Source organism: Aliinostoc sp. HNIBRCY26, from assembly GCF_050235535.1.
GTDB lineage: Bacteria > Cyanobacteriota > Cyanobacteriia > Cyanobacteriales > Nostocaceae > Trichormus.
Map to the genome: position 1 here is coordinate 4,259,839 of NZ_CP189852.1, position 21,916 is coordinate 4,281,754.

General features: G+C 40.7%; 22 protein-coding genes and 1 pseudogene. 12 read left to right on the forward strand and 11 right to left on the reverse strand.

All coding sequences use genetic code 11. The features are described from left to right. Positions 1–58 precede the first annotated feature (58 nt). The 3 genes and pseudogenes from ACQFX9_RS18015 to ACQFX9_RS18025 all read left to right on the forward strand — a co-directional run. Positions 59–1,138 (forward strand): ATP-dependent 6-phosphofructokinase, encoded by a 1,080-nt coding sequence (locus tag ACQFX9_RS18015; RefSeq protein ID WP_427157421.1) that lies wholly within the window; start codon positions 59–61, stop codon positions 1,136–1,138. Positions 1,139–1,184: 46 nt separating this feature from the next. Beyond that, on the forward strand, positions 1,185–1,397 hold the full coding sequence (locus tag ACQFX9_RS18020; RefSeq protein WP_427157422.1) for a hypothetical protein: 213 nt from the start codon (positions 1,185–1,187) through the stop codon (positions 1,395–1,397). A 13-nt stretch (positions 1,398–1,410) separates the two neighbouring features. Next, positions 1,411–1,545, forward strand: a pseudogene (locus ACQFX9_RS18025) (IS5/IS1182 family transposase); the annotation flags it as partial. Here ACQFX9_RS18025 and ACQFX9_RS18030 read toward each other — a convergent pair. From ACQFX9_RS18030 to ACQFX9_RS18040, 3 genes are all read right to left on the reverse strand, one after another. Continuing rightward, positions 1,522–1,770, reverse strand: coding sequence for a hypothetical protein (locus tag ACQFX9_RS18030; protein WP_427157424.1), 249 nt, complete (start codon positions 1,768–1,770; stop codon positions 1,522–1,524). The pseudogene ACQFX9_RS18025 and the gene ACQFX9_RS18030 sit on opposite strands and share 24 nt — an antisense overlap. A 146-nt stretch (positions 1,771–1,916) precedes the next feature. Further along, the gene (locus ACQFX9_RS18035) at positions 1,917–3,776 is read right to left on the reverse strand and encodes a tetratricopeptide repeat protein (RefSeq protein ID WP_427157425.1); all 1,860 of its coding nucleotides are present in this window, start codon (positions 3,774–3,776) and stop codon (positions 1,917–1,919) included. 168 nt (positions 3,777–3,944) lie between these two features. Next, complete coding sequence (locus ACQFX9_RS18040) at positions 3,945–4,412, reverse strand: toll/interleukin-1 receptor domain-containing protein (protein ID WP_427157428.1); 468 nt, start codon at positions 4,410–4,412, stop codon at positions 3,945–3,947. A 344-nt stretch (positions 4,413–4,756) separates the two neighbouring features. Between ACQFX9_RS18040 and ACQFX9_RS18045 the strand changes: the two genes are divergently transcribed. After that, the gene (locus ACQFX9_RS18045; protein ID WP_427157430.1) at positions 4,757–5,755 is read left to right on the forward strand and encodes a glutathione S-transferase family protein; all 999 of its coding nucleotides are present in this window, start codon (positions 4,757–4,759) and stop codon (positions 5,753–5,755) included. Between the two features lie 233 nt (positions 5,756–5,988). Here ACQFX9_RS18045 and ACQFX9_RS18050 read toward each other — a convergent pair whose 3' ends face one another. Next, complete coding sequence (locus ACQFX9_RS18050; RefSeq protein ID WP_427157431.1) at positions 5,989–6,420, reverse strand: response regulator transcription factor; 432 nt, start codon at positions 6,418–6,420, stop codon at positions 5,989–5,991. A 489-nt stretch (positions 6,421–6,909) separates the two neighbouring features. Here ACQFX9_RS18050 and ACQFX9_RS18055 point away from each other — a divergent pair, with 489 nt between their 5' ends. From ACQFX9_RS18055 to ACQFX9_RS18080, 6 genes are all read left to right on the forward strand, one after another. Next, entirely contained in the window at positions 6,910–7,776 is an 867-nt protein-coding gene (locus ACQFX9_RS18055; RefSeq protein ID WP_427157433.1) for a hypothetical protein, read from the forward strand. Positions 7,777–7,923: 147 nt separating this feature from the next. Beyond that, the gene (locus ACQFX9_RS18060; protein WP_427157435.1) at positions 7,924–8,685 is read left to right on the forward strand and encodes a hypothetical protein; all 762 of its coding nucleotides are present in this window, start codon (positions 7,924–7,926) and stop codon (positions 8,683–8,685) included. Positions 8,686–8,731: 46 nt separating this feature from the next. After that, positions 8,732–10,105 (forward strand): hypothetical protein, encoded by a 1,374-nt coding sequence (locus ACQFX9_RS18065; RefSeq protein ID WP_427157436.1) that lies wholly within the window; start codon positions 8,732–8,734, stop codon positions 10,103–10,105. Between the two features lie 3 nt (positions 10,106–10,108). Beyond that, positions 10,109–11,344 (forward strand): hypothetical protein, encoded by a 1,236-nt coding sequence (locus tag ACQFX9_RS18070; protein WP_427157438.1) that lies wholly within the window; start codon positions 10,109–10,111, stop codon positions 11,342–11,344. Between the two features lie 71 nt (positions 11,345–11,415). Next, complete coding sequence (locus tag ACQFX9_RS18075; RefSeq protein ID WP_427157440.1) at positions 11,416–12,567, forward strand: hypothetical protein; 1,152 nt, start codon at positions 11,416–11,418, stop codon at positions 12,565–12,567. 102 nt (positions 12,568–12,669) lie between these two features. Beyond that, positions 12,670–13,335 carry a hypothetical protein gene (locus ACQFX9_RS18080; protein WP_427157441.1) on the forward strand — a complete coding sequence of 222 codons (666 nt, stop codon included), beginning with the start codon at positions 12,670–12,672 and terminating at the stop codon, positions 13,333–13,335. A 187-nt stretch (positions 13,336–13,522) separates the two neighbouring features. Here ACQFX9_RS18080 and ACQFX9_RS18085 read toward each other — a convergent pair whose 3' ends face one another. Beyond that, positions 13,523–14,269 carry an ABC transporter ATP-binding protein gene (locus ACQFX9_RS18085; protein ID WP_103136636.1) on the reverse strand — a complete coding sequence of 249 codons (747 nt, stop codon included), beginning with the start codon at positions 14,267–14,269 and terminating at the stop codon, positions 13,523–13,525. Positions 14,270–14,506: 237 nt separating this feature from the next. Here ACQFX9_RS18085 and ACQFX9_RS18090 point away from each other — a divergent pair, with 237 nt between their 5' ends. Next, on the forward strand, positions 14,507–15,058 hold the full coding sequence (locus tag ACQFX9_RS18090; RefSeq protein ID WP_427157443.1) for a Uma2 family endonuclease: 552 nt from the start codon (positions 14,507–14,509) through the stop codon (positions 15,056–15,058). A gap of 48 nt (positions 15,059–15,106) precedes the next feature. Here ACQFX9_RS18090 and ACQFX9_RS18095 read toward each other — a convergent pair whose 3' ends face one another. The 6 genes from ACQFX9_RS18095 to cysE form a co-directional block, all read right to left on the reverse strand. Beyond that, the gene (locus ACQFX9_RS18095) at positions 15,107–15,883 is read right to left on the reverse strand and encodes an ABC transporter ATP-binding protein (RefSeq protein ID WP_427157445.1); all 777 of its coding nucleotides are present in this window, start codon (positions 15,881–15,883) and stop codon (positions 15,107–15,109) included. A 48-nt stretch (positions 15,884–15,931) separates the two neighbouring features. Then, on the reverse strand, positions 15,932–16,861 hold the full coding sequence (locus ACQFX9_RS18100; protein ID WP_427157446.1) for a branched-chain amino acid ABC transporter permease: 930 nt from the start codon (positions 16,859–16,861) through the stop codon (positions 15,932–15,934). 123 nt (positions 16,862–16,984) lie between these two features. Then, positions 16,985–17,935, reverse strand: coding sequence for a branched-chain amino acid ABC transporter permease (locus tag ACQFX9_RS18105; protein ID WP_427157448.1), 951 nt, complete (start codon positions 17,933–17,935; stop codon positions 16,985–16,987). A gap of 133 nt (positions 17,936–18,068) precedes the next feature. Further along, complete coding sequence (locus ACQFX9_RS18110) at positions 18,069–19,286, reverse strand: ABC transporter substrate-binding protein (RefSeq protein WP_427157450.1); 1,218 nt, start codon at positions 19,284–19,286, stop codon at positions 18,069–18,071. 278 nt (positions 19,287–19,564) lie between these two features. Then, complete coding sequence (locus ACQFX9_RS18115) at positions 19,565–20,155, reverse strand: Crp/Fnr family transcriptional regulator (RefSeq protein ID WP_236143113.1); 591 nt, start codon at positions 20,153–20,155, stop codon at positions 19,565–19,567. Positions 20,156–20,331: 176 nt separating this feature from the next. Next, complete coding sequence (cysE, locus tag ACQFX9_RS18120; protein ID WP_427157452.1) at positions 20,332–21,060, reverse strand: serine O-acetyltransferase; 729 nt, start codon at positions 21,058–21,060, stop codon at positions 20,332–20,334. A 350-nt stretch (positions 21,061–21,410) separates the two neighbouring features. On the opposite strand from cysE, the gene ACQFX9_RS18125 reads away from it, so the two are divergent. Continuing rightward, positions 21,411–21,863: an RrF2 family transcriptional regulator gene (locus ACQFX9_RS18125; RefSeq protein ID WP_225977528.1), complete on the forward strand. Its 453-nt coding sequence runs from the start codon at positions 21,411–21,413 to the stop codon at positions 21,861–21,863. The last annotated feature ends 53 nt before the right edge of the window (positions 21,864–21,916 follow it).

The window sequence follows — 21,916 nt, forward strand, 5'->3', positions numbered from 1 at the left end:
TAATCCCCAATCCCTAATCCCCAATCCCTAGTCCCCAATCCCCAATCCCCAAATTAATATGCGAAAAAGAATAGGTATTCTCACCAGTGGCGGTGATTGTCCAGGCTTGAATTGTGTAATTCGTGCAGTTGTTAGCCATGCCACACTGACTTATGATTGGGAAATTTTAGGTATTCCCTATGCCACTCAGGGGTTATTAGAACGGCAAGCGATCGCTCTCAATCTCCACGGTTGGGATTTGCGCGGTATTGACCCCTTACTCAATATGGGCGGCACAATTTTAGGCACAATAAATAAGGGTGACACCCTAACTCATGTAGATGACATCCTTGCTGGCTATAAAGCATTGGCTTTAGATGCTCTAATTGCTATTGGTGGTGATGGTAGTTTGGGAATTATTAATCAACTGGCAAACCAAGGTAATTGGAATTTAGTGGCTATCCCCAAAACCATAGATAATGATGTCGCCATGACAGAACGCGCTATTGGCTTTGATACCGCAGTCAATACCATTGTGGACGCTTTAAATCGTCTCACCTTTACTGCCGCTAGTCACGATCGCGTGATGATTGTTGAAGTTATGGGACGCACAGCCGGACATTTAGCCCTACACGCTGGTATTGCTGGGGGTGCAGACGTAATTTTGATCCCAGAAGTCAATTACACAATTAAAGGATTATGTCAACATATAGCCGAATTGCGCGATCGCTGGAAACGAAAATTTGCGATCGTTGTAGTAGCTGAGGGTGCAAAGTTGTGCATGGAAGATATGTGTAACACCACAGACACTACATCCCCAATTCCTATTTCCTCCCCCAAATGCGGTATAGGACAATATGTTGCAGAGCGAATTGCCCTATTGAATGACGATATAATTGATACTAGAGTTTCTGTATTAGGACATATTCAACGAGGTGGTATTCCCTCAGCACTAGACCGCTTAACAGCAACTGTTTTCGGCAAAGCAGCCGTAGATTTAGTAGCTCAAGGTCAGTTCGGTAAAATGTTAGCATGGCAATATGGGGAAGTAGTCCCCGTTCCCATCTCCGAAGCCGTAGCCCAAAGTCCTTTACACGTTGATCCTCAAGGTTACTTAGTCCAAAGTGCGCGTTCTTTAGGAATCTATGTCGGCGAGTAGAGAAAGGCAAAAGGTAAAAGGCAAAAAATTGAACCTGGAAGACTAAATGTTTGAACCTAAAGGCTTAACGTTTGAACCTAAAGGCTTAATGCTTGAACCTAAAGACTTAACGTTTGAACTTAAAGGCTTAATGTTTGAACCTAAAGGCTTAATGCTTGAATCTAAAGCCTTAATGTTTGAACCTAAAGGCTTAATGCTTGAACCTAAAGCCTTAATGCTTAAACCTAAAGCCTTAATATTCAAGCTAATCGTCACTTAACCTTGTTTTTTTTCTTCCGAGCAACATCTTGCCAAGTTCAACGGTGTACAGCTATTAGCGCAAGGGAGTTTAGAAAAAATTGAACCATACACTTTGGGGTCAAGTTTGCTCAAAATTAGGTAAATCAACACAACCTACCGCGATCGCCCTTTTTACTCGACAATTTGTGTTCAGAAGTCGAACGATCGCCCTTTTTACTCGATAATTCGTGTTCTAAGCTCCAAGTTCCGAGTTCAAAAGTAGAGCGATCGCCCTTTTTACTCGACAATTTATGTTCAGAGGTCGAAGCATCGCCTTTTTTGCTCAACAATTCTTTTTCCAAAGTGGAAGTTTCGTGTTCAGAGGTGGAATGATCGCTTTTTTTGCTCGACAATTCGTGTTACAAGCTGCAAGTTCTGAGTTCACAACTTGAATTATAAGGCTTTGAAGTCAAGCGATACCTTCGGCACACTTCGTGAACACATCCTCAACAACAAGTGAGCGCACACCCTTAAGATGAATAAAACTGCAAATATTCTATCAACTAAACAAACGCCCCCAAAAGCCCTTTTTCTGATGATTTCTCATAGTCTCTAAGTTTTCACGAAACAGAGCATTAGTAGGTTCGAGATGAACAGCTATTTCTAATTCGGCGATCGCTGCTTCTAGCTTTCCTTGATTGTATAGTGCTAACCCCAAGTTATTGTGAGCGTATGCGTAATTTGGGTCGAGACTCAGGGCTTTTTGGTAAGCCTTGATCGCAGGTTCCAACTTCCCTTGATCTTCCAGTGCAACCCCTAAAGCATTGTGAGCTTTTACAAAGTTTGGGTCAATTTGCAAGGCCTTTTGACAGGCGGCGATTGCAGCTTCTAGCTTCCCTTGCTGCCACAGCACAATCCCCAAGTTATTGTGAGCGAGTGCATAGTTCGGGTCGAGGCGCAGGGCTGTTTGATAGCTGGCGATCGCTTCTTCTAGCTTCCCTTGCTTTTTCAGTGCTAACCCAAGGTTATTGTGAGCAGTTGCAAAGTTTGGGTCGAGGTGCAGGGCTGTTTGGTAGTGGGCGATCGCTTCTTCTAGCTTCCCTTGATCGTGCAGTGCCAACCCCAAGTTATTGTGAGGGTAGGAATCTTTTGGGTCGAGACGCATGGCTGTTTGGTAGTGGGCGATCGCTTCTTCTAGCTTCCCTTGCTTGGACAGTGCTAACCCCAAGTTATTGTGAGCGATTGCAAAGTTTGGGTCGAGGCGCAGGGCTGTTTGGTAACAGGCGATCGCTTCTTCTAGCCTACCTAGCTTGTCCAGAACAAACCCCAGACAATGGTGAGCATACACAGAATTCGGGTCAAGACGCAGAGCTGCTTTGTATTTGAGGGCTGATTCCTCAAACTTTTTATGTTCGCGTAAACGATCTGCTTCGTTAATCAGACTTGTAACTTGATATTTGCGCTTTTCTTGCTCTTGTGCTGTGACTTGCTCCTCAAGCTGAGTTACATCCTCATCCCTGAGTTTTAGCATCTGCTGATAATTTTTTAGTTCTTCACGGCTGTGTTCGCTGAGTGGATACTCCCGTTGCAGGACTTTGATTAATTCTTGCTCGTATCGTCGCAATTTTTGCTGATAGTCCTCCAGTGATACTTCTACTTTTTGAATACTGACAACCTTGAGATACAAATCTCCCCGTTGATGAGTTATCGGGTTAAGTTTACCTTTACCTCGAACCCGCAGTTTTTTACCAGGACTAAAACCAGATGGAACAGTCACAGTAATTGAGCCATCTTCCAATGCAATCTTCTTTTCTGTACCGTAGGTCAATTCAGCGATGCTCAGAGGAAGTTCTAGCGTTAAGTCAGTTTCAATTTGATTACCAGGCTGAGATGGAGCATTATCTGCTGCGGGTTTGAGAGCCAGGGGTTTTTGGTTTGCTGTACTGTCTTTAGGTGGTGAGTAATTCGCGCTAGCAACTAATCGCGCCACTTCTTGCCGAATTCCCTTGACAACTTCTAAGAAAGCTTCATCTCGGTCACTCCAACTTTTTATCGGTTTGCGATTACTTGGCAGGGGTGACAATTTATCAATGGGAGGATTGTCCCAATCAGCATGGCGTAGCAATACGGGAATCACACGAGCCTTACCTGCGGCATTTTGTTCTAAGGCGCGTGTAACTTCAACTGTCCAGTGATAGTCTGAAGCAATAAAATCTGGACTCACCAACAGTAAAATTAACCCAGCCCGTTTGAGGTATTTATTAATTTCCGCTTGAAACTCTTGCCCAGCGATAATTTCACGATTGTGCCAACTAGTAATAAGTTGTTCCCGCAGCAAGCTTGCTAGATGCGTCTCTAACTCTTCCCGCAGTTCTTCATCTTTTTGGTGATAAGAAATAAAAACTTCAATAGACTTCATAAAGGATATGGCAAGAGGTTAGCTAGTTTCAAAGAAAATTACGAAAGTTTTTGCTCGATTTCCTCAAGTTGCTGGTCTCATCTATTTTGTTCTGTTGGGACTTCCTGAGCTTGCACTTCTAGCTTCAGCTTTAGTGAAAGTCCCAGGTGTAGTAGTTCCAGCAGCAGTTCAAGAGGAGGATTTTGATTTAGCAATATCTTCAACTACTCTGCAAATCCCTTGAGCAATATTTAAAAAAGCCTCATTTTGGTCTTGCCAAGTGGTGACAGGTTTGGCATTTTTGGGCAGTGCTTGCAGTTTTCCAAAAGGCTTACCATTCCAGTCTGTTGGCTTGAGAATAATAGGAATTACACAAGCTTCCCTGGTTTCATGTTGCTCCATAGCCCGTGTCATTTCTTTGTCATAGCAGTAATCTGAAGCCAGAAAGTTATCACTTACCAGCAGCAGAATTATATCTGCAACTTCCAGATTTTCATCAATAGCATTTGCCCATTCACTCCCAGCAGTGATTTCGCTGTCATGCCAAGTTTCAATAACTCCCTGACGTTTCATCATGGTCAGATGAGTTGCCAATTCATCACGTAAGGCTTCATCTTTGTGGGAGTACGCAAAAAAGACTTTAACCGCATTAGGCATCTTCGTTAAATTTACTCAATTAAATGGCTTTATACAATTATATAAATCAAATTTGCCTAAATAATCTCCCCAAATATAAAGCTCAAACAGGAAATTATTAATCATCCTCTGTGAGCCAACAGTGGTTTATTACTGAGAGATATCCATTATATTTATCAGGTTGTAAACTAAAACACCATGCGATTCGAGTTATTTTTCTACTTGCATCGTACAAGTGCAAAGGTAGATGTAACATAAGTAAATATGGGTTTGTCCATTGATGAATTTTTAAAGTAATGGTTTACGCCTTGCTTTATAGCGATCGCATCTTAATAATTATGAAAAGCTAGGGGAAACTTCCCATCATGACTGCAAATAAAAATCACAAAAAAGGTAAATCTTTACCTCCTAAACTAATTATCGGTATGGGTAAGTTTGTCTGGACAACCCTGTGGCAGATCATGATGTCAAAAATTGCTCCCCGAAATCAATCAGGTGAGTATATTCGTCCCAATAGCGAGTTAAGAAATTGGGTTAAAAGTGAAAAAGATAGTCCCTATCCACCAGCAAGCGGACGTTATACCTTATATGTGGGGATGGGTTGTCCGTGGGCGCATCGTACCTTAGTGGTGCGCGCATTAAAAGGATTAGAATCAGCCATAGATGTATCCGTCGTTTCACCTTCGGCTGAGTCTGGGGGTTGGGTGTTCGATTCCCCAGAATTAGGTTGTTCTACACTTGCTGAATTATACGCCCTTGCCCAACCTGGATACAATGGACGCTCTACAGTGCCAGTGTTGTGGGATAAGGAAACAAAAACTATTGTAAATAATGAGAGTGCAGAGATTATTGTGATGCTCAACTCTGAATTTAATGAGTTTGCTGCCAATTCTGCACTCAATCTTTACCCACAGGAACTAAAAGAACAGATTGACCAATGGAATGAGAAAATATACACATACGTAAATAATGGTGTATACCGTTGTGGGTTTGCTCAAACGCAACCTGCTTACAATCAAGCTTGTGAACAACTATTTACAACCTTAGATGAAATTGAGGCGGCTTTAGCTAACAGTCAATATCTCTGCGGAAATCAAGTGACATTAGCCGATGTGCGCCTGTTTACAACGCTGTTTCGGTTTGATATTGTCTATTACGGTTTATTTAAATGTAATCTGCGCCGCATCCAAGACTATCCAAATTTAAGCATTTATTTACGTAATTTATATCAGTTACCTGGTGTTGCAGATACTTGTGATTTAGAGAGTGTGAAACGTGATTACTATGGTAATCTTTTCCCTTTGAACCCTGGGGGAATTATTCCTCTTGGCCCTGATATATCATATTTGCAAGTTAAGAATTAATACTAAATTGAAATAATTAGTATTATATTGTTTCTCTAAAATAAGTTACGAATCTGGATTATCAATTTAAAATTCAAAATCCAAAATCCAAAATCCAAAATTGTGATGAGGATGGGATTTTAAATCTATAAGTTAAGATTAATCCCATCCACAGAAAATTATCACTGCATTGCGATCGCCGACACCCTCTTTCGTTGAAGTGTCTCAAATTCCTGGCTCTTTGTCTGAGAAAATTACTCTTGTAGTAAATTTCCTTTCAAAAGTTGGGCAATCATAGCTGTTCTGGATGTGACACCAAGCTTGACAAATATACGGCGAATGTGTGTAGCCACCGTCCAAGGGCTAATGTGAAGGCGGATACCAATTAATTTATTAGGAAGACCTTGGGCAACTAATTGCGCGATCGCCTGTTCGCGAGGACTCAAACTAACCTTTTCTTGAGATTTAGGAATAGAACGTACTAGATAATAACGTACCCCATCGACATCAGATTCAAAAATTACTTCATTAAGCATCTGTTCTTGTTCTGTGAGTTTAAGTAGCTTGCAGGGTGTAGAATCAGAAATTTGTGTCAATAAATCCTTCAGCAAGGATTGTTTCTCAAACGCCAATTTAGTTTCATTATCGGATACATTAATCAGCCTTTCTTTATTTGAGGGTTTCATTTCCTATATTCATCCTTCAGCTTTTAATTAAGAATTTATTCAGAATGTGAAGTAAAAATTATGCAACTCATACACAAAAATTTTGAATTGCTTAAACCATTAAACCTATCTCAAACGATTAATACAATTACTTTAGAGATTACTATTTAGTCTGCCCATTAAGACATTTTCATTTAAGTTTTTTAACTTTCTATACAACACATAGCAATATTTTTTGGTCAGAATATTTAGTAAAAAAAACTACAATAAATTGCTTTATTATGCTTATACTTGCTTGATATCAGCAGAAGATAGAGAAATCTTCCTAAGACGATATGTATCAATTACTACTATTTATTGGTATAATGTAACTCATATGAGTCACACTTAAATTAGCTACCAACAATATGCTTCCCCAGAATGTGTCTCATGGGAAAAAGTGACTGGTGCTAACCTTCGCAACAAAGATATATCTAGATGCTGTAAGCATTCTCATCCAAGGAGGCACATATGCTGGACGGAGAAACTTTGCAGCATGAGTTCGAGAGTGAATTTGAAAGTGAATTTGAAGGCGAATTTGAAAACGAGTATGAAGGTGAGTACGAAGGCGAGGAGTTTTTAGGTGGTCTGCTCCGAGGCGTTGGCAGTGCCTTGGGTCTGGGAGAAGGCGAGTACGAAGACGAATACGAGTATGAAAATGAATATGAAAGCGAAGCTTTCTTTGGGAGATTGCGTGGGATTGCCAGAAAATTAGCTCCCGTACTCAAAAAAATTGCACCAATAGCTGCACGCGCTGTAGGAACAGCAATTGGTGGGCCAGCAGTTGGTGGCGCATTAGGCACAATTGCTGGTCAACTATCCCGTGAAGGAGAATTTGAGTACGAATTTGAAAGTGAATTAGAGGGCGAATTTGAAAGCGAGTACGAATACGAAGCTTTACCACAACCAGAAGCTTTAGCCGAAGTCCTAGCAACTATGGCCAGCCGAGCGCAAAGTGAGGCGGAAGCCGAGGCTTATACAGGTGCTTTCACAGCCAGAATTATTCCCATCAAAAATCATTCCATGCGGCAAGTTTCACCCAAACTCATTAAAGGTGCAGCCACATTAACACGCACACTGCGTAAATCTCCCTCAACCCGTCCCCTGGTGAAAGCAGTACCGACTATTGTTGCTAGAGCCAGTAACACCTTAGCACGGCAGGCAGCACAAGGAAAAACCATCTCCAGTCAAACAGCTGCTCGTGTCATGGCAAATGAAACCCAAAAAGTTTTAGCCAATCCTATGACCTGTGCCAAAACTTTAGTACGTTCTACCCAAGCAGCACAAAAGGTTACTAAACCCGCACCCCGGCGTAGAAGAGAGCCAGTTTACGAATAATAGCGGTTTGGGTTGCGCTTGTATACGACTCCAATCAAGGCGTAGCCCATTACAAACTACGTGAACTAAGCCAGGGGAAAATCCTGGCAAATTGGCATCAGCAAAAACGTTGACGAGAATCACAAAAATCAACGGGAGGCAAAACAAATGTTTGAATACGAACTAGAAACAGGATTTGATAGAGAATCTGAGTGTGAATTTGCCAATGAATACGAAAGTGAACAATTCTTGCCACTTTTAGCCCCTTTACTAGCTAAAGCCGCACCAATGGCAATTCAAGCTATTGGCGGCTTGATTGGGCGTGCTTCTAGAAGACGACAACGAGAATTTGAATTTGAGTATGAAGGCGAGGAAGAATATGAGGGAGATCCTTTTATCAACAACCTACTAAAAAGTTCTAACAATGGACTAGGTGAAGGTGAAGGTGAATATGAATATGAGTATGAGTTTGAGTTAGCAACTAGCTCTATGAGCGAGTATGAAATGGTGATGGAAAATCTCGCATACAGAGCAGCTCACAGCGAGAGTGAAGCAGAAGCAGAAGCTTTCTTGGGGGCATTAATTCCATTAGCCACGCGATTAATCCCACAAGCCGCACAAGTATTGACTACTGTAGCTCCATCCTTAATTCAAGGTGTATCTAGAATGGGTCAAACTTGGTATAGAAGTCCCAGAACTCGCCCGTTATTGCAAACTGTGCCGCAAATTGTTAAAAGAACTGTCACCACAATAGCTAATCAAGCACAGCAAGGTAAACCTGTGTCGCCTAAAACCGCAGTCAGGACATTAGCAGGAAACACAGCTAGAGTTTTGAACAATCCCAAAAATGTTGCCCAGGTAATGAAAAATTCCCATAAAGCGCAGCATCGAGTAGCAAAGACAAATGGAAATGGTAAGCGTCGCCCTTAGAGGTGTTCATTGGTCAATCTAGCTGTTGCAAGGATGATAAAAAATTATGAACGGACTATTAGAAACACTGACATCTCTGGGCGCAGAGAATGATTTTGGCAATCGCAATTCCAGTGCGCTGGAGAGTTGGGAATTAGGAAGTAATGGCAATGCCAGATCCAGAAAACTGCCTAGTTTTAAACCTTGGCTGAGGGTGCAAGCCTTAAATGTTGTCAGACACGCAGCTGCTTTGCGTCCTTTTCGTCATGATGAATTTGGCACAGATGCTGCTAGTCCTTCAGATGCCCACATTGATGCAGTGAATGAGCTAATTAGTTCGCTCAGAGTCCAGCTATTGGATATGTCGAAGCGCGTGGGCAGAACTGCGGAAACTGCAATGAACAAGCCGGATACTAGTCATTTGCAACAGCTAATGAAGGAAAAAGACCAAGCACACGATTGGGTGAGAACCATTGAACAGATTTGGGATTTTTACTTTGAGTTGTTTGGGCAAAGACAAACTCAATTTGGTAATTGGTTGTTAGGTTGCGATCGCATTGCCCTGGATTGCTATCAAGATATTTACATGGGTTTGGGAATGGCTAAATCAATTCCTGCACCTGCGCCGTTTTCGTACATGAGAACAGGCTTTTCCCCAGCCACCTTTCGCCGTGGTATTCCCTTAACTAAACTAGGGAAGCAAATCAATCCTTTTCCGTTGATTCAGTTACCTTATCACCGCTTGGTCAATCCCTGGACATTAGGGGCAATTTTGCATGAGGTTTCCCATAACTTACAAACTGATTTAAATCTCCGTCAAGCTGTTCCCCGTGCGATCGCCCAACGGCTATTAAAAGCGGGAATGAGCCGCAATGTCGCTACAATTTGGACTAATTGGCACAGCGAAACCTTTGCTGATTTATCTGGTTTGTTGCTTGGAGGCCCGGCGATTGTGGCTTCTTTAATGGATATTGCCGCGCGATCGCCTGAATCTACCCAATATTTTCACCCCGGCGCGCCTCATCCCATCCCTTACTTGCGCGTCTTTATTAGTGTCGAATTATTACGCCGCATGGGATTTCCCCAAGCTGCCGAGAGATATCGTCAAATGTGGATGCGTATTTATCCTGATACTCGTGCTGGCAATATTCCATCTGAAGTTCTGGAAACTTTCGATAAAGCAAATAAGCTGGTTGTAGATACTATTTGCTACACTCCTTATCAAGAACTAGGAAACAAGACCCTAGCGGAAGTAACGGGATTTAAACCCCAGCACCAACGCATGATTGAGGAAGCCGGCGAACGTTTGGCATCTGGCAACGATCCTGGGATTATTCCTGAACGGTTTTTAATTCCAGCGTCGCGTTTGGCACTTGATAAACGGTTAGCAGAACCCAAAATAATTACCAAGAACTTTTACAGTGCTTTAGCAAGGAGATAAGCCATGATCATAAGCGACGAAGGTAATGGCAATAGAAAAGTCACTATAGATGTTTTACCAACAGCAAAACAAGTTTCCGATGTCAGTGTGCGTCAAGGTGCAAATTCCATAGAACCTCAACATGGAACACTACAAGAAATTGTCAATAGTGCGATCGGTGAAGTCTTAGGCAGAAATGTCAATGCCAACGATGGAAAAAACATCTTGACTTCCTTAACGCAATCTTTTGCTCCTCAAGAAAGTAATGGACGTATCACTTATGTTTGGAATCCTTACACCTATGCTGTACAAACAGAAAGAGGAGGTGCGCTGACAGGAGCGCAAGCCAGTCTCTACCATCGAGCAAAAGCGGCATTGGAGAGTATCTTACCTCTACTCAACGGTTTGATGCCGCTAAATCCAGCCGCAGATATCCAAAATATGGAGGCTGTGCGGTCAATTGTTCGCACCGAAATCAGCGAATTAGTCAATGAAATTCGTTTTGAAGGAGGGCCTCGCATCTTAAAAGTTGACAATTTATTTGCCTTACTTTTAGGAGCAGATTTGTCTGGTGTAGAGGTTGGTCAACTCAAAAATATGGCTAACATATTTGGATTTGAACGCAATTTCATTAACACCGTTGCAGAAGAGCAGAACTATACCAACTACCTTACTATTTTGGATTATGTGATTTCTTTAAATCAAAGTTGGGCGCGCTATAAGCAAGAAACCAGAGACGAAAAATATTTAGGTACACAACTAGTGAAGTTGTCTCGCGCTTTAGGTGTTGTAGCGGAATCTGTCAATGAAGTTTACAGAATCATGGATTCTGTTTTTTTAGGTTTTGCCGAACGCCAAACTGTGATTATTAAATTTAGGAAAACGAATACATCCACCAGAGAAGGATCTTTCTCCGAAAATCAGGACATAGAGTTGTCTTTAGAAGAATTGCTTTCTTGGGTTAAAGAGTTTGCCACTTTTGAAGGTCAAGCACTGGCTAAAGGCGGAGGAAAATTAGCGATCGCCGAGGTTGTGAAAGAAACTGCCAAACAATTAGCAGATTTAGTCACGGCAACTTCTGATGCACCAATTAGTCACTCTGCATTTAAACGGGCAGGCGTTATCGACTCCCTCAAAGATTTAGCCGATCAACTGCGTGAGGTCAGCACTTTAGCAGGGCAAGTCAAGCGCGAGCAAAATATCAATGTATCTAGCCCTCCAATACTAAATCCCCCATCTCAACCATTTCCTCCCCAATAAGATTAGCTAAATCAGCAGCACTCTATATTCACACCAGTGTCACCTGACCAATTCAATTAGGAGACCAAATTATGGCAACGGCAGGAGAAAATCAAAGTTTATACGATCGCATTGCGGCACTGCGAGAAACCCTCACCGATAAACTTGCACCGCAACTGATTCAAAATCCCCAATTAGCTGATGCTTTAACTCAGCAAATTGAAAGCATGGTATCTCAGCTGGTAGCAGCCCAAACCCAAACCCCAGCACCACCCGATGGCGGCTTGGCTGAGTTAATCGGTCTTGGTAACGAAGCTGCGGCTAAAATCAGTGCCACCCGCTTACCCGAAGGTGTTCAAGATTACGACGAGCAAGTTTCCTCGGAACGGATTCTAGCAGTGGCTGACCTTTATTATCTCTATCAGCATGAGAAATTAGGCGTGTTTCGCGCTGTCAGAAAACTGCAAGAACTATTCAATGCTGGGGCGGTGAGATTATCCACTGGTGATGGTGCTTACGGTTTATATCGTTTTGATCGTCGTAGCCTGTTGCGCTACACCGAAAAAGACCGAATGCAGGCTTACCGTCGAGTATTAGGTTACACCACAATTAAACCGGCACCTAGTGCCAAACCGAATACACAATTTCACACTTTGTTCACTCATTTTATTAATAATGTTGCTGATTTCTGGCGCGATAAACGCATTTCTGATGTGATTCGTGAAAGAGCTTTTGACCCTAGTTTTGGTAGTATTGCCACAATTAGACGTTCTGGTTTGGATCTGCGTAATAACTTGAAATGGGCTTCTTACGGTCATGTCAATGTTTTACGGATTGAAGTATTACAGCTATTGGAAGAAGCTTTTAAAATTCTCGGTGCAGATGATATACGCAAACTTTTTGGAGCTGATAACGCTTGGGACGTAGTTGAAGAAGTGATGTTACGCTACTTCAATGAAAATGTTGATGCTTCCCAGCGTCACCGCATGGCAGTTGCGGGTAGGAGTGTCATCCGTTGGTTAGCTCAAAAATACCTCCTCAATACTTCCCGTGCTGAGTTTGAAGCATTACTCAGAGAAATCGCAGATGTGGCAGAAGAGTGGCTTACCAGTGCTGAAACTTTGGGTATTGCTTATCGCGGTCATACACAACAAGTTGTGACGCTTGATCCTCGTCAGAATGGCCACAATGGATACAACGGACACCAGAGAAGCAGAAAACTCAGAGGTGTAGAACAAATCTAAAGTAAGAGTTCAAATTACACCTAGAAAAATACTTATCCCAATTGAGTACCATACATATCTTTGGGATTTTGACTCAATCAAAATTGCAGAGGAAAAATCATCATGTCTATTTTCGTATGGAAAGGTTCCACACCAGATGGATACACTTTGTTATTATCTCGTGATGGACTCGTGAAAATCACCGCTAACTTAAAACAAACAGGGTTAGAAAGTTTAGTTAAAAGCAATATGAACGGCACTCTTGAAGGTAGTGTTACTCGGTCTATTGCGCTAATTGTTAATAATGCCAAACGTTCAGGCACTTTATCTAGTCATACATTTGGTAACAATCTCAGAGTTTTTGCTGCTGTTGGTAAAACTGGAAACTATCAGATTTTAACTGAACCCATTGATGAGAAAACAAGTTTAATTATTTTTGTCAAACGACAACCAAAATTAGTTGACAGAGAATTTGAGATGGAATTGGAAACTAATTTAGAAAGCGATTATGAACACATAAGTGAGGGAGAGTTAGAAGAAGTTTGGCGAGAAATTGAATACATGGCCCAAGGCAAAAAAGGTAAGAATAAAAATCAGAGTCCATCAAACCAAGGAGTTAAGGGAGGCCACAATACAAACAGGAGTCCATCAAAAAGACAAAAGCATCAAATAGGAGAAGCACGCAGAAACAAGGATCAGAATGTCAACCCTGGATGGCGTGAATATAAGAAGCGTGGTGGTAAGTTAGGCCCAGATGCTTGGGTTAAGGCAGGAAAGCCGAGAAGATAGGTAAAAAGCAATTTATCTTATCGGTTTGGATGGATGGTTAGGGGGTTTAATTGCTAACTCTTGTGCCTGAGAATTTCCTCATTTATATGCTTACGTTCTCCTGTGCCATTTTCGATAAAACCCCTACTTCCAGCACAAAATTATACTAAATTTTAATCAGATTATTGATATTGTTACTGACAGAAAGTTAGCCTAAATAAGCTTTTTTCACCCTTTCATCATTAATTAAATCTGAAGCTGCGCCGGTTAAAGTGATAGTACCAGCTTCTAAAACATAGCCTCTATCAGCTATTTGTAGAGCCAGGTTAGCATTTTGTTCTACTAGTAAAATTGTGACTCCTGTAGCACGTAAATTTTCAATAATAGTAAATATTTCTCTGACAATTGCTGGTGCTAAACCTAAACTTGGCTCATCTAATAATAATAATTGTGGTCTACTCATTAAAGCACGGGCGATCGCTAACATTTGTTGTTCTCCGCCACTGAGAGTTCCTGCTAGTTGATTGCGTCTTTGTGCTAATCGGGGAAATAATTCAAATTGCTTTTGAATATCGGCTTTAATTTCGGCTTGATTTGACCGAATATAAGCACCTAAAAGTAAATTATCTAACACTGTTTGTTTAGCTAAAACTCGTCTCCCTTCTGGACAATGGGCAATTCCTAGTTTTACGACTTCATGGGGTTGGCGGCGAGTAATATTCCGTCCACTGTAAATAATTTGTCCGTTGTAAGGATTTACTATTTTAGATATGGCACGTAGTGTTGTAGTTTTACCTGCACCATTAGCACCAATTAAAGTAACTACTTCACCTTTTTTAATATTTAAATTTATTTTTTTCAGGGCTTGAATACCGCCATAATTAACATCAAGGTCTTGCACCTCTAATATGACAAAATCTTCAATATTTTCAGTTTGGTGTTCATCAGTATTCATTGGCGGTTTCAGAAAAATCGATTAATCAGACAAATTTTACATATAGGAATCATATTTGATTTTTGAAAAAAATCAAATATGATTCCTTCTTTCCTGTTCCCCGTTCCCTGTTCCCTGTTCCCTTACTACGCAAATAATTTCAGGAATCAAAGCAGATTCCCATAATATCAATATAAGGTTTTTGCAGTGCGTTTAAAATAGGAAAATATCAAGAGTCTTGGGGAGGAATCAAGCATCATGACTATGATTACCGCTAAGTGGTCAATTGAAGAATATCATCGCATGATTGAGGCGGGAATTTTAAGCGATCGCAAAGTTGAACTACTCCAAGGAGAAATCATCGAAATGTCCCCAGAAGGCGAACCCCATGCTTATTGTAGCCATGAAGCTGCAAACTATCTCATAAAGTTGTTAGGTGACTCAGCTACGATACGCCAAGCCAAGCCTATCACTTTACCTAACGAATCTGAGCCTGAGCCTGATATTGCTATCGTCCAAAATTTAGGACGGGAGTATTTACTGCATCATCCTTATCCAGAGAATATTTTCTGGGTGATTGAGTATGCTAACTCTAGTTTAGAGAAAGATTTAGAAACAAAAAGTAAAATTTATGCCCAAGCCGGAATTTTAGAATATTGGGTTGTGAATTTACGTAAGCTCAACTTAGTTATATTTCGAGATATCTTAGATGGAGAGTATGCAACTAAACAAACATTCACAACAGGAATAATTCAACCAGTTGCATTTCCAGATATTGCCGTCGAAGTAGAAAAAATTATTAATAAGTAAATAATCATCATACTCCCGATTGTTTGCAGCAGTCGGGGGTATATTTAATCATTCATTCCCTAAATAAGCATCAATTACAGCCGGATCATTTCTAATTACTGATGGTTCACCCAAGGCGATTAATTGACCAAAATCTAACACAGCGATGCGGTCACATAATCCCATGACTAAGGGGACATGATGCTCAATAATAATGATAGTTAAATTGAAGCGATCGCGGATATCCCGAATAAAATCACTAAGTTGCGCCTTTTCACTAGGATTCATCCCCGCCGCCGGTTCATCTAGCAGTAATATTTGCGGTTCTAAAGCTAACGCGCGCGCAATTTCTAAGCGACGCTGATCACCATAGGCAAAGTTTCGGGACTTTTCTTGGGCGCGATCGCTTAATCCCACCATCTCTAATAATTCTAAAGCCTTCTGTCTACTTTTATTCTCTTCTTGAGGTGCTGGTGGTAAACCTAAAACCCCTGTAATTAAACTACTATTAGTATGTAAATGTCGAGCAATAATTACATTTTCTAAAGCCGATAATTCCCCAAACAAGCGAATATTCTGGAATGTTCTAGCAATTCCTAAATTAGCAATTTGATGAGAACGCAGTTGTGAAATTGCTTGCCCTTTATAATTTAACTCACCACTAGAAAGAGGAATTAACCCTGTAATTAAATTAAATAAAGTGGTTTTACCCGCACCATTAGGGCCAATTAGCCCAAAAATCTCATATTGATTAACACTAAAAGAAACATTATTTACCGCCACTAACCCACCAAAACGGCGAGTAAGTGCATTAGCGGCTAAAATGGTTTGCTTGTTCTCTGTCATTGTTGACTATTGACTGTTGACTGTTGACTATTGACCATTGACTATTGACTAATGACTATTCCCCCGTTTACCCCTTTTAAAACTATCAGGAGTAATCAAACCTTGAGGAAAGAAAATTGTACCTATCACTATCAATAAACCAAAAATAATTAGCCTACCATCTCGGAGAAATTGCGCTAACCACACAGGAAAACCACCTGTATCAGCTAAACTTCGCAAAACCTCTGGTAAAGCTGTAAATACCATACCACCTACAACTGAACCTAAGAAACTTCTTGAGCCACCAATTAACACAAAAGTTAAATAAATAATACTTGCATCAAATGTCCCTTGTCGTGCATTCCAAGTGTTAAGAAAATGCGCGCTAATTGCACCAACTATCCCTGCTAGAATTGCTCCTAAAGTAAAGGCTAAAACCTTATAATAAGTGGGATTAATTCCCATTGCGCCTGCGGCTAATTCATCTTCTCTAATTGCAGTAAACGCCCTACCAACTCGCACTCGTTCTAAGCGATAAAATAGAACCATACTAATTAATAGTAATGGTAAGGCAATCCATAAATATTCTATTTGAGTTTGGAAGGGTTGAGGGATAGCAAAAATCCCCACAGCACCACCAGTAATTTCTAAATTCAGGGAAAAAACGCGCAAAACTTCTACAAATGCAATAGTGGCGATCGCTAAATAAATTCCCCGTAATCTTAAAGCAGGAATTCCTATAACTATACCCAATAAACCAGAAACTAACCCAGCAATTAACATCTCCAATAACAACAAGTGAATCGGGAATAAATTACTATTAGATGTAAAAACTTTAGTCGATAAAATTGCTGCTATATAACCACCTAAAGCATAAAATCCTGGACTAGCTAAAGATAATTGTCCAGCCATCAATGGTAAATAAAGTGAGAGTCCGAGTAACGCCCCTAATACCATTGAAACAATGAGTGAGCCATAAGTCGAGAAAAATTCAGCCATTGCTTAAGTTGTTTGTCTAAAATTATCAACTATGAATAGTTATGTAACTTACTTTCCACCTTTACCCTAGTGCTGATTCCAGTAAAAACCACTAATTCCTCAGCACTCATTACTCAGCACTCTCTAAACTTTCTGGATGAACCGACGACCTAGCAAACCTTGGGGTCTAACTAATAGCATGACAAATAAAATGCCAAAAGCTACAGCGTCTTTATAGCCAGAAAAGTCCGCCGGGACGAGTGCTTCCACGACACCAATGAGTAAACCCCCCAAAACCGCACCAGGGATACTTCCTAAACCACCCAGAACAATCACCGCTAAACCCCGTAAACCAAAGGCGATACCAAAATAGGGGCCTGCAATACTGACGCTAGAGGCCACCAAAGTCCCGGCTAACCCTGCTAAAAAACTGCTGAGGAAAAATGTCAAGATGATAAAGCGATCGCTATCAATTCCTAATAAACTAGAAGTCACTGGATCTTCTGCGATCGCCTGCATAGCTTTACCGTATTTAGTACGATTAATAAAATAGGTGAGGATAGCGACAATTACCATCGACACCCCAAAAATAATCACCTGTACACTCCGAATGGGGATTGGTTTTTCTGCACTCCCAAAATTAATGGCTGCTGGCAAATTACCAAAAGTATTAGCAGGAAAAGTATAACTTTCTGCACCTACTAAATACTGAATTAGATTTACAATTACTACTGCTACCCCTAAGCTAGAAACTACTGTTAGTAAAGGGTCAGAACCTTTATTACGCAAAGGTTTGAATGCAATGCGTTCCATCCCAACCCCCACCAATCCAGCCAAACCACTGCCTATAATTAAAGCCATAGCAAATGGTAATTTTACTGGTAGCATCAAATTAGCAAATAAGCCATTAAATCCAAAACTACCACCCATGAGTGCATAAGTAAAATATGCCCCCAGAGTAAAAATTGCCCCATGCGCTAAGTTAATAATCCCTAAAATGGAATAAACCAACGTATAACCCAAAGCAAAAATTGCATAGACACTACCAATAGATAGGCCATTTAACAATTGTTGAATAAATAAACTAATGTCCATAGTAATTTATGAGGGATTGGGGATTGGGGATTGGGGATTAGGGACTGGGTACTAGGAATTTTAAATCAAGTTCGTAGTAAGGACTTTAGTCCTTTTTTAACTAAAGTTCTCACTACAAACTATTCCCCAATCTCTATTTCAAGAATGCAAACTTACCCTGACTACCATCTTTTTCCATTTTAATTTGAGCCACATAAAAATCTTTCTGTACAACCTCACCTACAGGAGTAAAACTAATTTCTCCTAAAATGGTGTTGTACTTACCTGCCAAGATTTGCTTGTTTAATTCTGTTCTTAACTGTGGTAGTTGTAACTGAGCAACTTTACTTTTTTTATCTAACTCTTTGAGCGCATCTACATATACTTGCACTGCGGTAAAAGCCTGCGCGCTAAATTGAGGCGGTTCTTTCTTAAATTGATCGATGTAAGCTTTACGAAAAGCCGCGTTAATCTCGCCAGGATGTTCTGGACTGTAAGCTTGAGCTATCAATACACCATCGCACAAAGCTTTACACACTGGAAAAATATTTGATGTATTTAATCCATTTCCACCAATAATTAAGCCTTTATAACCTAGTTCCCTCAATTGTCTAACTAAGTTACCACCATCAGCCGCTAATCCTGAAATAATCACTAAATCTGGTTTTAAATTAATAGCGTTGGTAGCTTGGCTTTGAAAGTCAGTGTCAGTTGTTTGAAACTTTTGGACTGTGACTAATTCTAAACCTTGGTCTTTAACAGTCTTTTGAAAAATCTCTGTTTCTGATTTGCTAAAAGCATCATTTTGAGCAAAGAAAACAGCAACCTTTTTAATATTAGGATTTTGTTTAAGAGCCGCTTTGACAGCATTAGGTGCAACTACAGAAACCGGAACAGAAACACGAGCCACATAATCACCAATTTCAGGTATACCTTTCGCTGTATTTGATGGGCCGATGACTGGTACTTTAGCACGTTCAGCTACAGGGTCAGCACTAAAAGCTTGCTGCGACAAAGTAGGGCCGACAATCCCGACTACTTTATCTCTATTAATTAAAGTTTGAAAAGCATTAATCGCGCCTGCTTCATCTCCAGCAGTGTCTTGCAATACTAACTTAATAGGTGTACCGTTAATACCACCCTTATCATTAAAATACTTTTCGGCAATTTTCACTCCAGCTACTTGTTCTTGACCTAGCAAAGCGACATTACTAGTTTGAGCGATCGCAATACCAATAGGAATTGTTGTAGATTGATTTGAGCTACTGGGTGTCTCACTTGTAGAATTATTTGCGGTATTGCTTCCACAAGCTGTTATGAGTAGCACACAGGCAGATGTTAATATACTTTGGTGAGATAATATTTTTTTCATTGGTAAATAGTTATTTAGTTATTAAAAAAGTTGTAAAATGTCACAATATATGCCTGCACAAGAAAATGTAGACATACATTTACAAGAATTTTATTAAATCATTTTTCCTGACTAAAAAACAGTCAAGTATTAGTCAATAGTCAATAGTCAATAGTCATTAGTCATTAGTCATTAGTCATTAGTCATTAGTCATTAGTCAATGAGATACTTGTCTCCCAGTTCCCAATCCCCAGTTCCCAATCCCCAGTCCCCAATCCCCAATCCCCAGTCCCCAACAACTAAATCTCGTAATACCAAATCTCTTCCTCTCGGAGAATAATTCTATTGAGCGATCGCCTGTCAATCAATCCCTCCTGCTCAAACTGTCCCAAAATGCGAGTTACTGTCACCCTTGTCGAACCGATCATATCAGCTAAGTCTTCGTGAGTCAGACGCATATCAATCAAGCGTCCTTTCTCTACTTCTGAGCCAAACCTGTGAGATAACCACGCCAACAACTTCAGCAGCATAGTCTCTACTTTCTTGTAGCTGCGAATCACTGCTAACTCTTCAGCTTGTTGGATGTGCGCCAATAAAGTTTCTGTCGGATAAGACCATTCGTCTAAGGGTAAAATTCTTGCCTCAACCTTAGTCAAACACTCCATTTGATAAGGTTCTAATTTCGACAGAGCCTTACCAATAACATCTCCAGCACCCCATAACCCCAAGGCTACAGTTGTACCATTTTCCAGATATGTAAAGGTTCTAACAAAACCCGTGTCAATCTGCCAGAGGCTATTTTGATACTCCGGTAAAAATGACCGTCGTGTAAACAACAGCTTAGTATTGTGACTAGCTGAGTTAATAAAGCTTGATTTTAGTGACACCACTGGATATTACACTTAACCGATTAATTAACCGTAGTATATCTATAGTAGGCGATCGGATACAAGGGGGGATTGGGGACGGAACAATTCAAAATTCAAAATTCAAAATTCAAAATTAAAGATTCTGTTCCCTGTTCTCTCATGACTAATGACTAATGACTAATGACTAATGACCAAAATCAAATTCCCGCACCATCTAAGAATTCTTCAATCATTGAATCAGACTCAGTTTGCTGAGAGTTGTAAAGTTGCTCTAGCGTTATGTAAGTGGGGACTGGGGTTGATTTAGTTTCTAGCTGTTCTAGTTGTTTCTCTAAATTTTTGACTCTCTCAAACAACGCTCGAATCACTTCCGCTTCTACGTCGCGCAGTTTTCCATGCGCCAAAAAATCTGTATTGGAGTTATTTTCACGGGTAACACGCCCTGGAATTCCTACTACTGTGGTGTTGCTGGGAACGTCTCGTAGAACAACTGAGCCTGCGCCAATACGGACGCGATCGCCAATGGTAATATTACCCAATACCTTCGCACCCGCACCTACAACCACATGACTACCTATTGTCGGGTGACGTTTACCTGTCTCTTTCCCCGTACCCCCCAAGGTGACACCTTGATAAATTAGAGCATAATCACCGATAATGGCTGTCTCACCAATAACTGCACCCATACCGTGATCAATAAATACGCCCTTGCCAATAACTGCCCCTGGGTGAATCTCAATCCCAGTTAAGAACCGACTAATATGAGATATAAACCTTGGTATAAACGGCACATTTAGTTTATACAGCCAGTGTGACAAGCGATGAAACAATAACGCTTGCAACCCCGGATAACAAAACAACACCTCCAGCCAATTCCGGGCTGCTGGGTCACGCTCATAGATGGTTCGTAAATCAGTTAGTAGCATGATCTTCCTGAGTAAATGGATGGATTTAGGGTTATAGAAGTATGAAGATATGAGGTTTAGGGCTATAAGGACTCGATAAGTGCCTGAAATCACCGCAAAGTGATTTTCAAACAATCTTTTACGCCCTCATACCCTTACACCCCCACACCCTTACACCCCTTGTTGTTGTGTCCTCACCAAGAACAGTTGAAGCAATCGGGTAAAATTGTGTAAGATAATCTACGGTAAGTCGATAGATTTATGTTTTTACTTTATAAGTCGGATGTTATCACATCTAAGACTGAGAAAAAATTAAATTCGCATAAATTGCGTTAAATCAATCAACTAACCGTATTATCTTGAGTACACACTTGAATAGCCAAAACTACGCTCTTTTAGATTTATCTGCCAAAGTTGAATACGCACTGCTGGCACTATTAGAATTGGCAACTCACCACGGACAGAAAGTTCTGACTGTGGGCGAAATTACTGCCAAACAACCCATACCTGAGCGATATCTAGAACAAATTTTGACCACCTTGCGGCGTGCTGGCGTGGTACAAAGTCAACGTGGTGCCAAAGGAGGGTTTGTTTTAGTACGTGAACCTTGGCAAATTACCCTATTAGAAATCATCACTTTGGTAGAAGGTGAGCGCAAAGACAAAGATATTTCCGAATCTCCATCTTTAGAAAAAACTTTAGTTCATGAAATTTGGGATCAAGCTAATGCAGCCTCGACGGAGGTTTTGAATCGCTATACACTCCAAGATTTGTGTCAAGAAAGAGAGGCACGTACTCAGCAGAGTCCCATGTATTACATTTAGTAGGGAGAGATGAGATAATTAACTCTGATATTCAACAACGCATTTATAGTCAT

Bases quoted from the DNA above. Each gene is read 5' to 3' on its own strand.
- ACQFX9_RS18015 (WP_427157421.1), top strand. From the start codon at position 59: ATGCGAAAAAGAATAGGTATTCTCACCAGTGGCGGTGATTGTCCAGGC.
- ACQFX9_RS18020 (WP_427157422.1), top strand. From the start codon at position 1,185: ATGTTTGAACCTAAAGGCTTAACGTTTGAACCTAAAGGCTTAATGCTT.
- ACQFX9_RS18035 (WP_427157425.1), bottom strand. From the start codon at position 3,776: ATGAAGTCTATTGAAGTTTTTATTTCTTATCACCAAAAAGATGAAGAA.
- ACQFX9_RS18040 (WP_427157428.1), bottom strand. From the start codon at position 4,412: ATGCCTAATGCGGTTAAAGTCTTTTTTGCGTACTCCCACAAAGATGAA.
- ACQFX9_RS18045 (WP_427157430.1), top strand. From the start codon at position 4,757: ATGACTGCAAATAAAAATCACAAAAAAGGTAAATCTTTACCTCCTAAA.
- ACQFX9_RS18050 (WP_427157431.1), bottom strand. From the start codon at position 6,420: ATGAAACCCTCAAATAAAGAAAGGCTGATTAATGTATCCGATAATGAA.
- ACQFX9_RS18055 (WP_427157433.1), top strand. From the start codon at position 6,910: ATGCTGGACGGAGAAACTTTGCAGCATGAGTTCGAGAGTGAATTTGAA.
- ACQFX9_RS18060 (WP_427157435.1), top strand. From the start codon at position 7,924: ATGTTTGAATACGAACTAGAAACAGGATTTGATAGAGAATCTGAGTGT.
- ACQFX9_RS18065 (WP_427157436.1), top strand. From the start codon at position 8,732: ATGAACGGACTATTAGAAACACTGACATCTCTGGGCGCAGAGAATGAT.
- ACQFX9_RS18070 (WP_427157438.1), top strand. From the start codon at position 10,109: ATGATCATAAGCGACGAAGGTAATGGCAATAGAAAAGTCACTATAGAT.
- ACQFX9_RS18075 (WP_427157440.1), top strand. From the start codon at position 11,416: ATGGCAACGGCAGGAGAAAATCAAAGTTTATACGATCGCATTGCGGCA.
- ACQFX9_RS18080 (WP_427157441.1), top strand. From the start codon at position 12,670: ATGTCTATTTTCGTATGGAAAGGTTCCACACCAGATGGATACACTTTG.
- ACQFX9_RS18085 (WP_103136636.1), bottom strand. From the start codon at position 14,269: ATGAATACTGATGAACACCAAACTGAAAATATTGAAGATTTTGTCATA.
- ACQFX9_RS18090 (WP_427157443.1), top strand. From the start codon at position 14,507: ATGACTATGATTACCGCTAAGTGGTCAATTGAAGAATATCATCGCATG.
- ACQFX9_RS18095 (WP_427157445.1), bottom strand. From the start codon at position 15,883: ATGACAGAGAACAAGCAAACCATTTTAGCCGCTAATGCACTTACTCGC.
- ACQFX9_RS18100 (WP_427157446.1), bottom strand. From the start codon at position 16,861: ATGGCTGAATTTTTCTCGACTTATGGCTCACTCATTGTTTCAATGGTA.
- ACQFX9_RS18105 (WP_427157448.1), bottom strand. From the start codon at position 17,935: ATGGACATTAGTTTATTTATTCAACAATTGTTAAATGGCCTATCTATT.
- ACQFX9_RS18110 (WP_427157450.1), bottom strand. From the start codon at position 19,286: ATGAAAAAAATATTATCTCACCAAAGTATATTAACATCTGCCTGTGTG.
- cysE (WP_427157452.1), bottom strand. From the start codon at position 21,060: ATGCTACTAACTGATTTACGAACCATCTATGAGCGTGACCCAGCAGCC.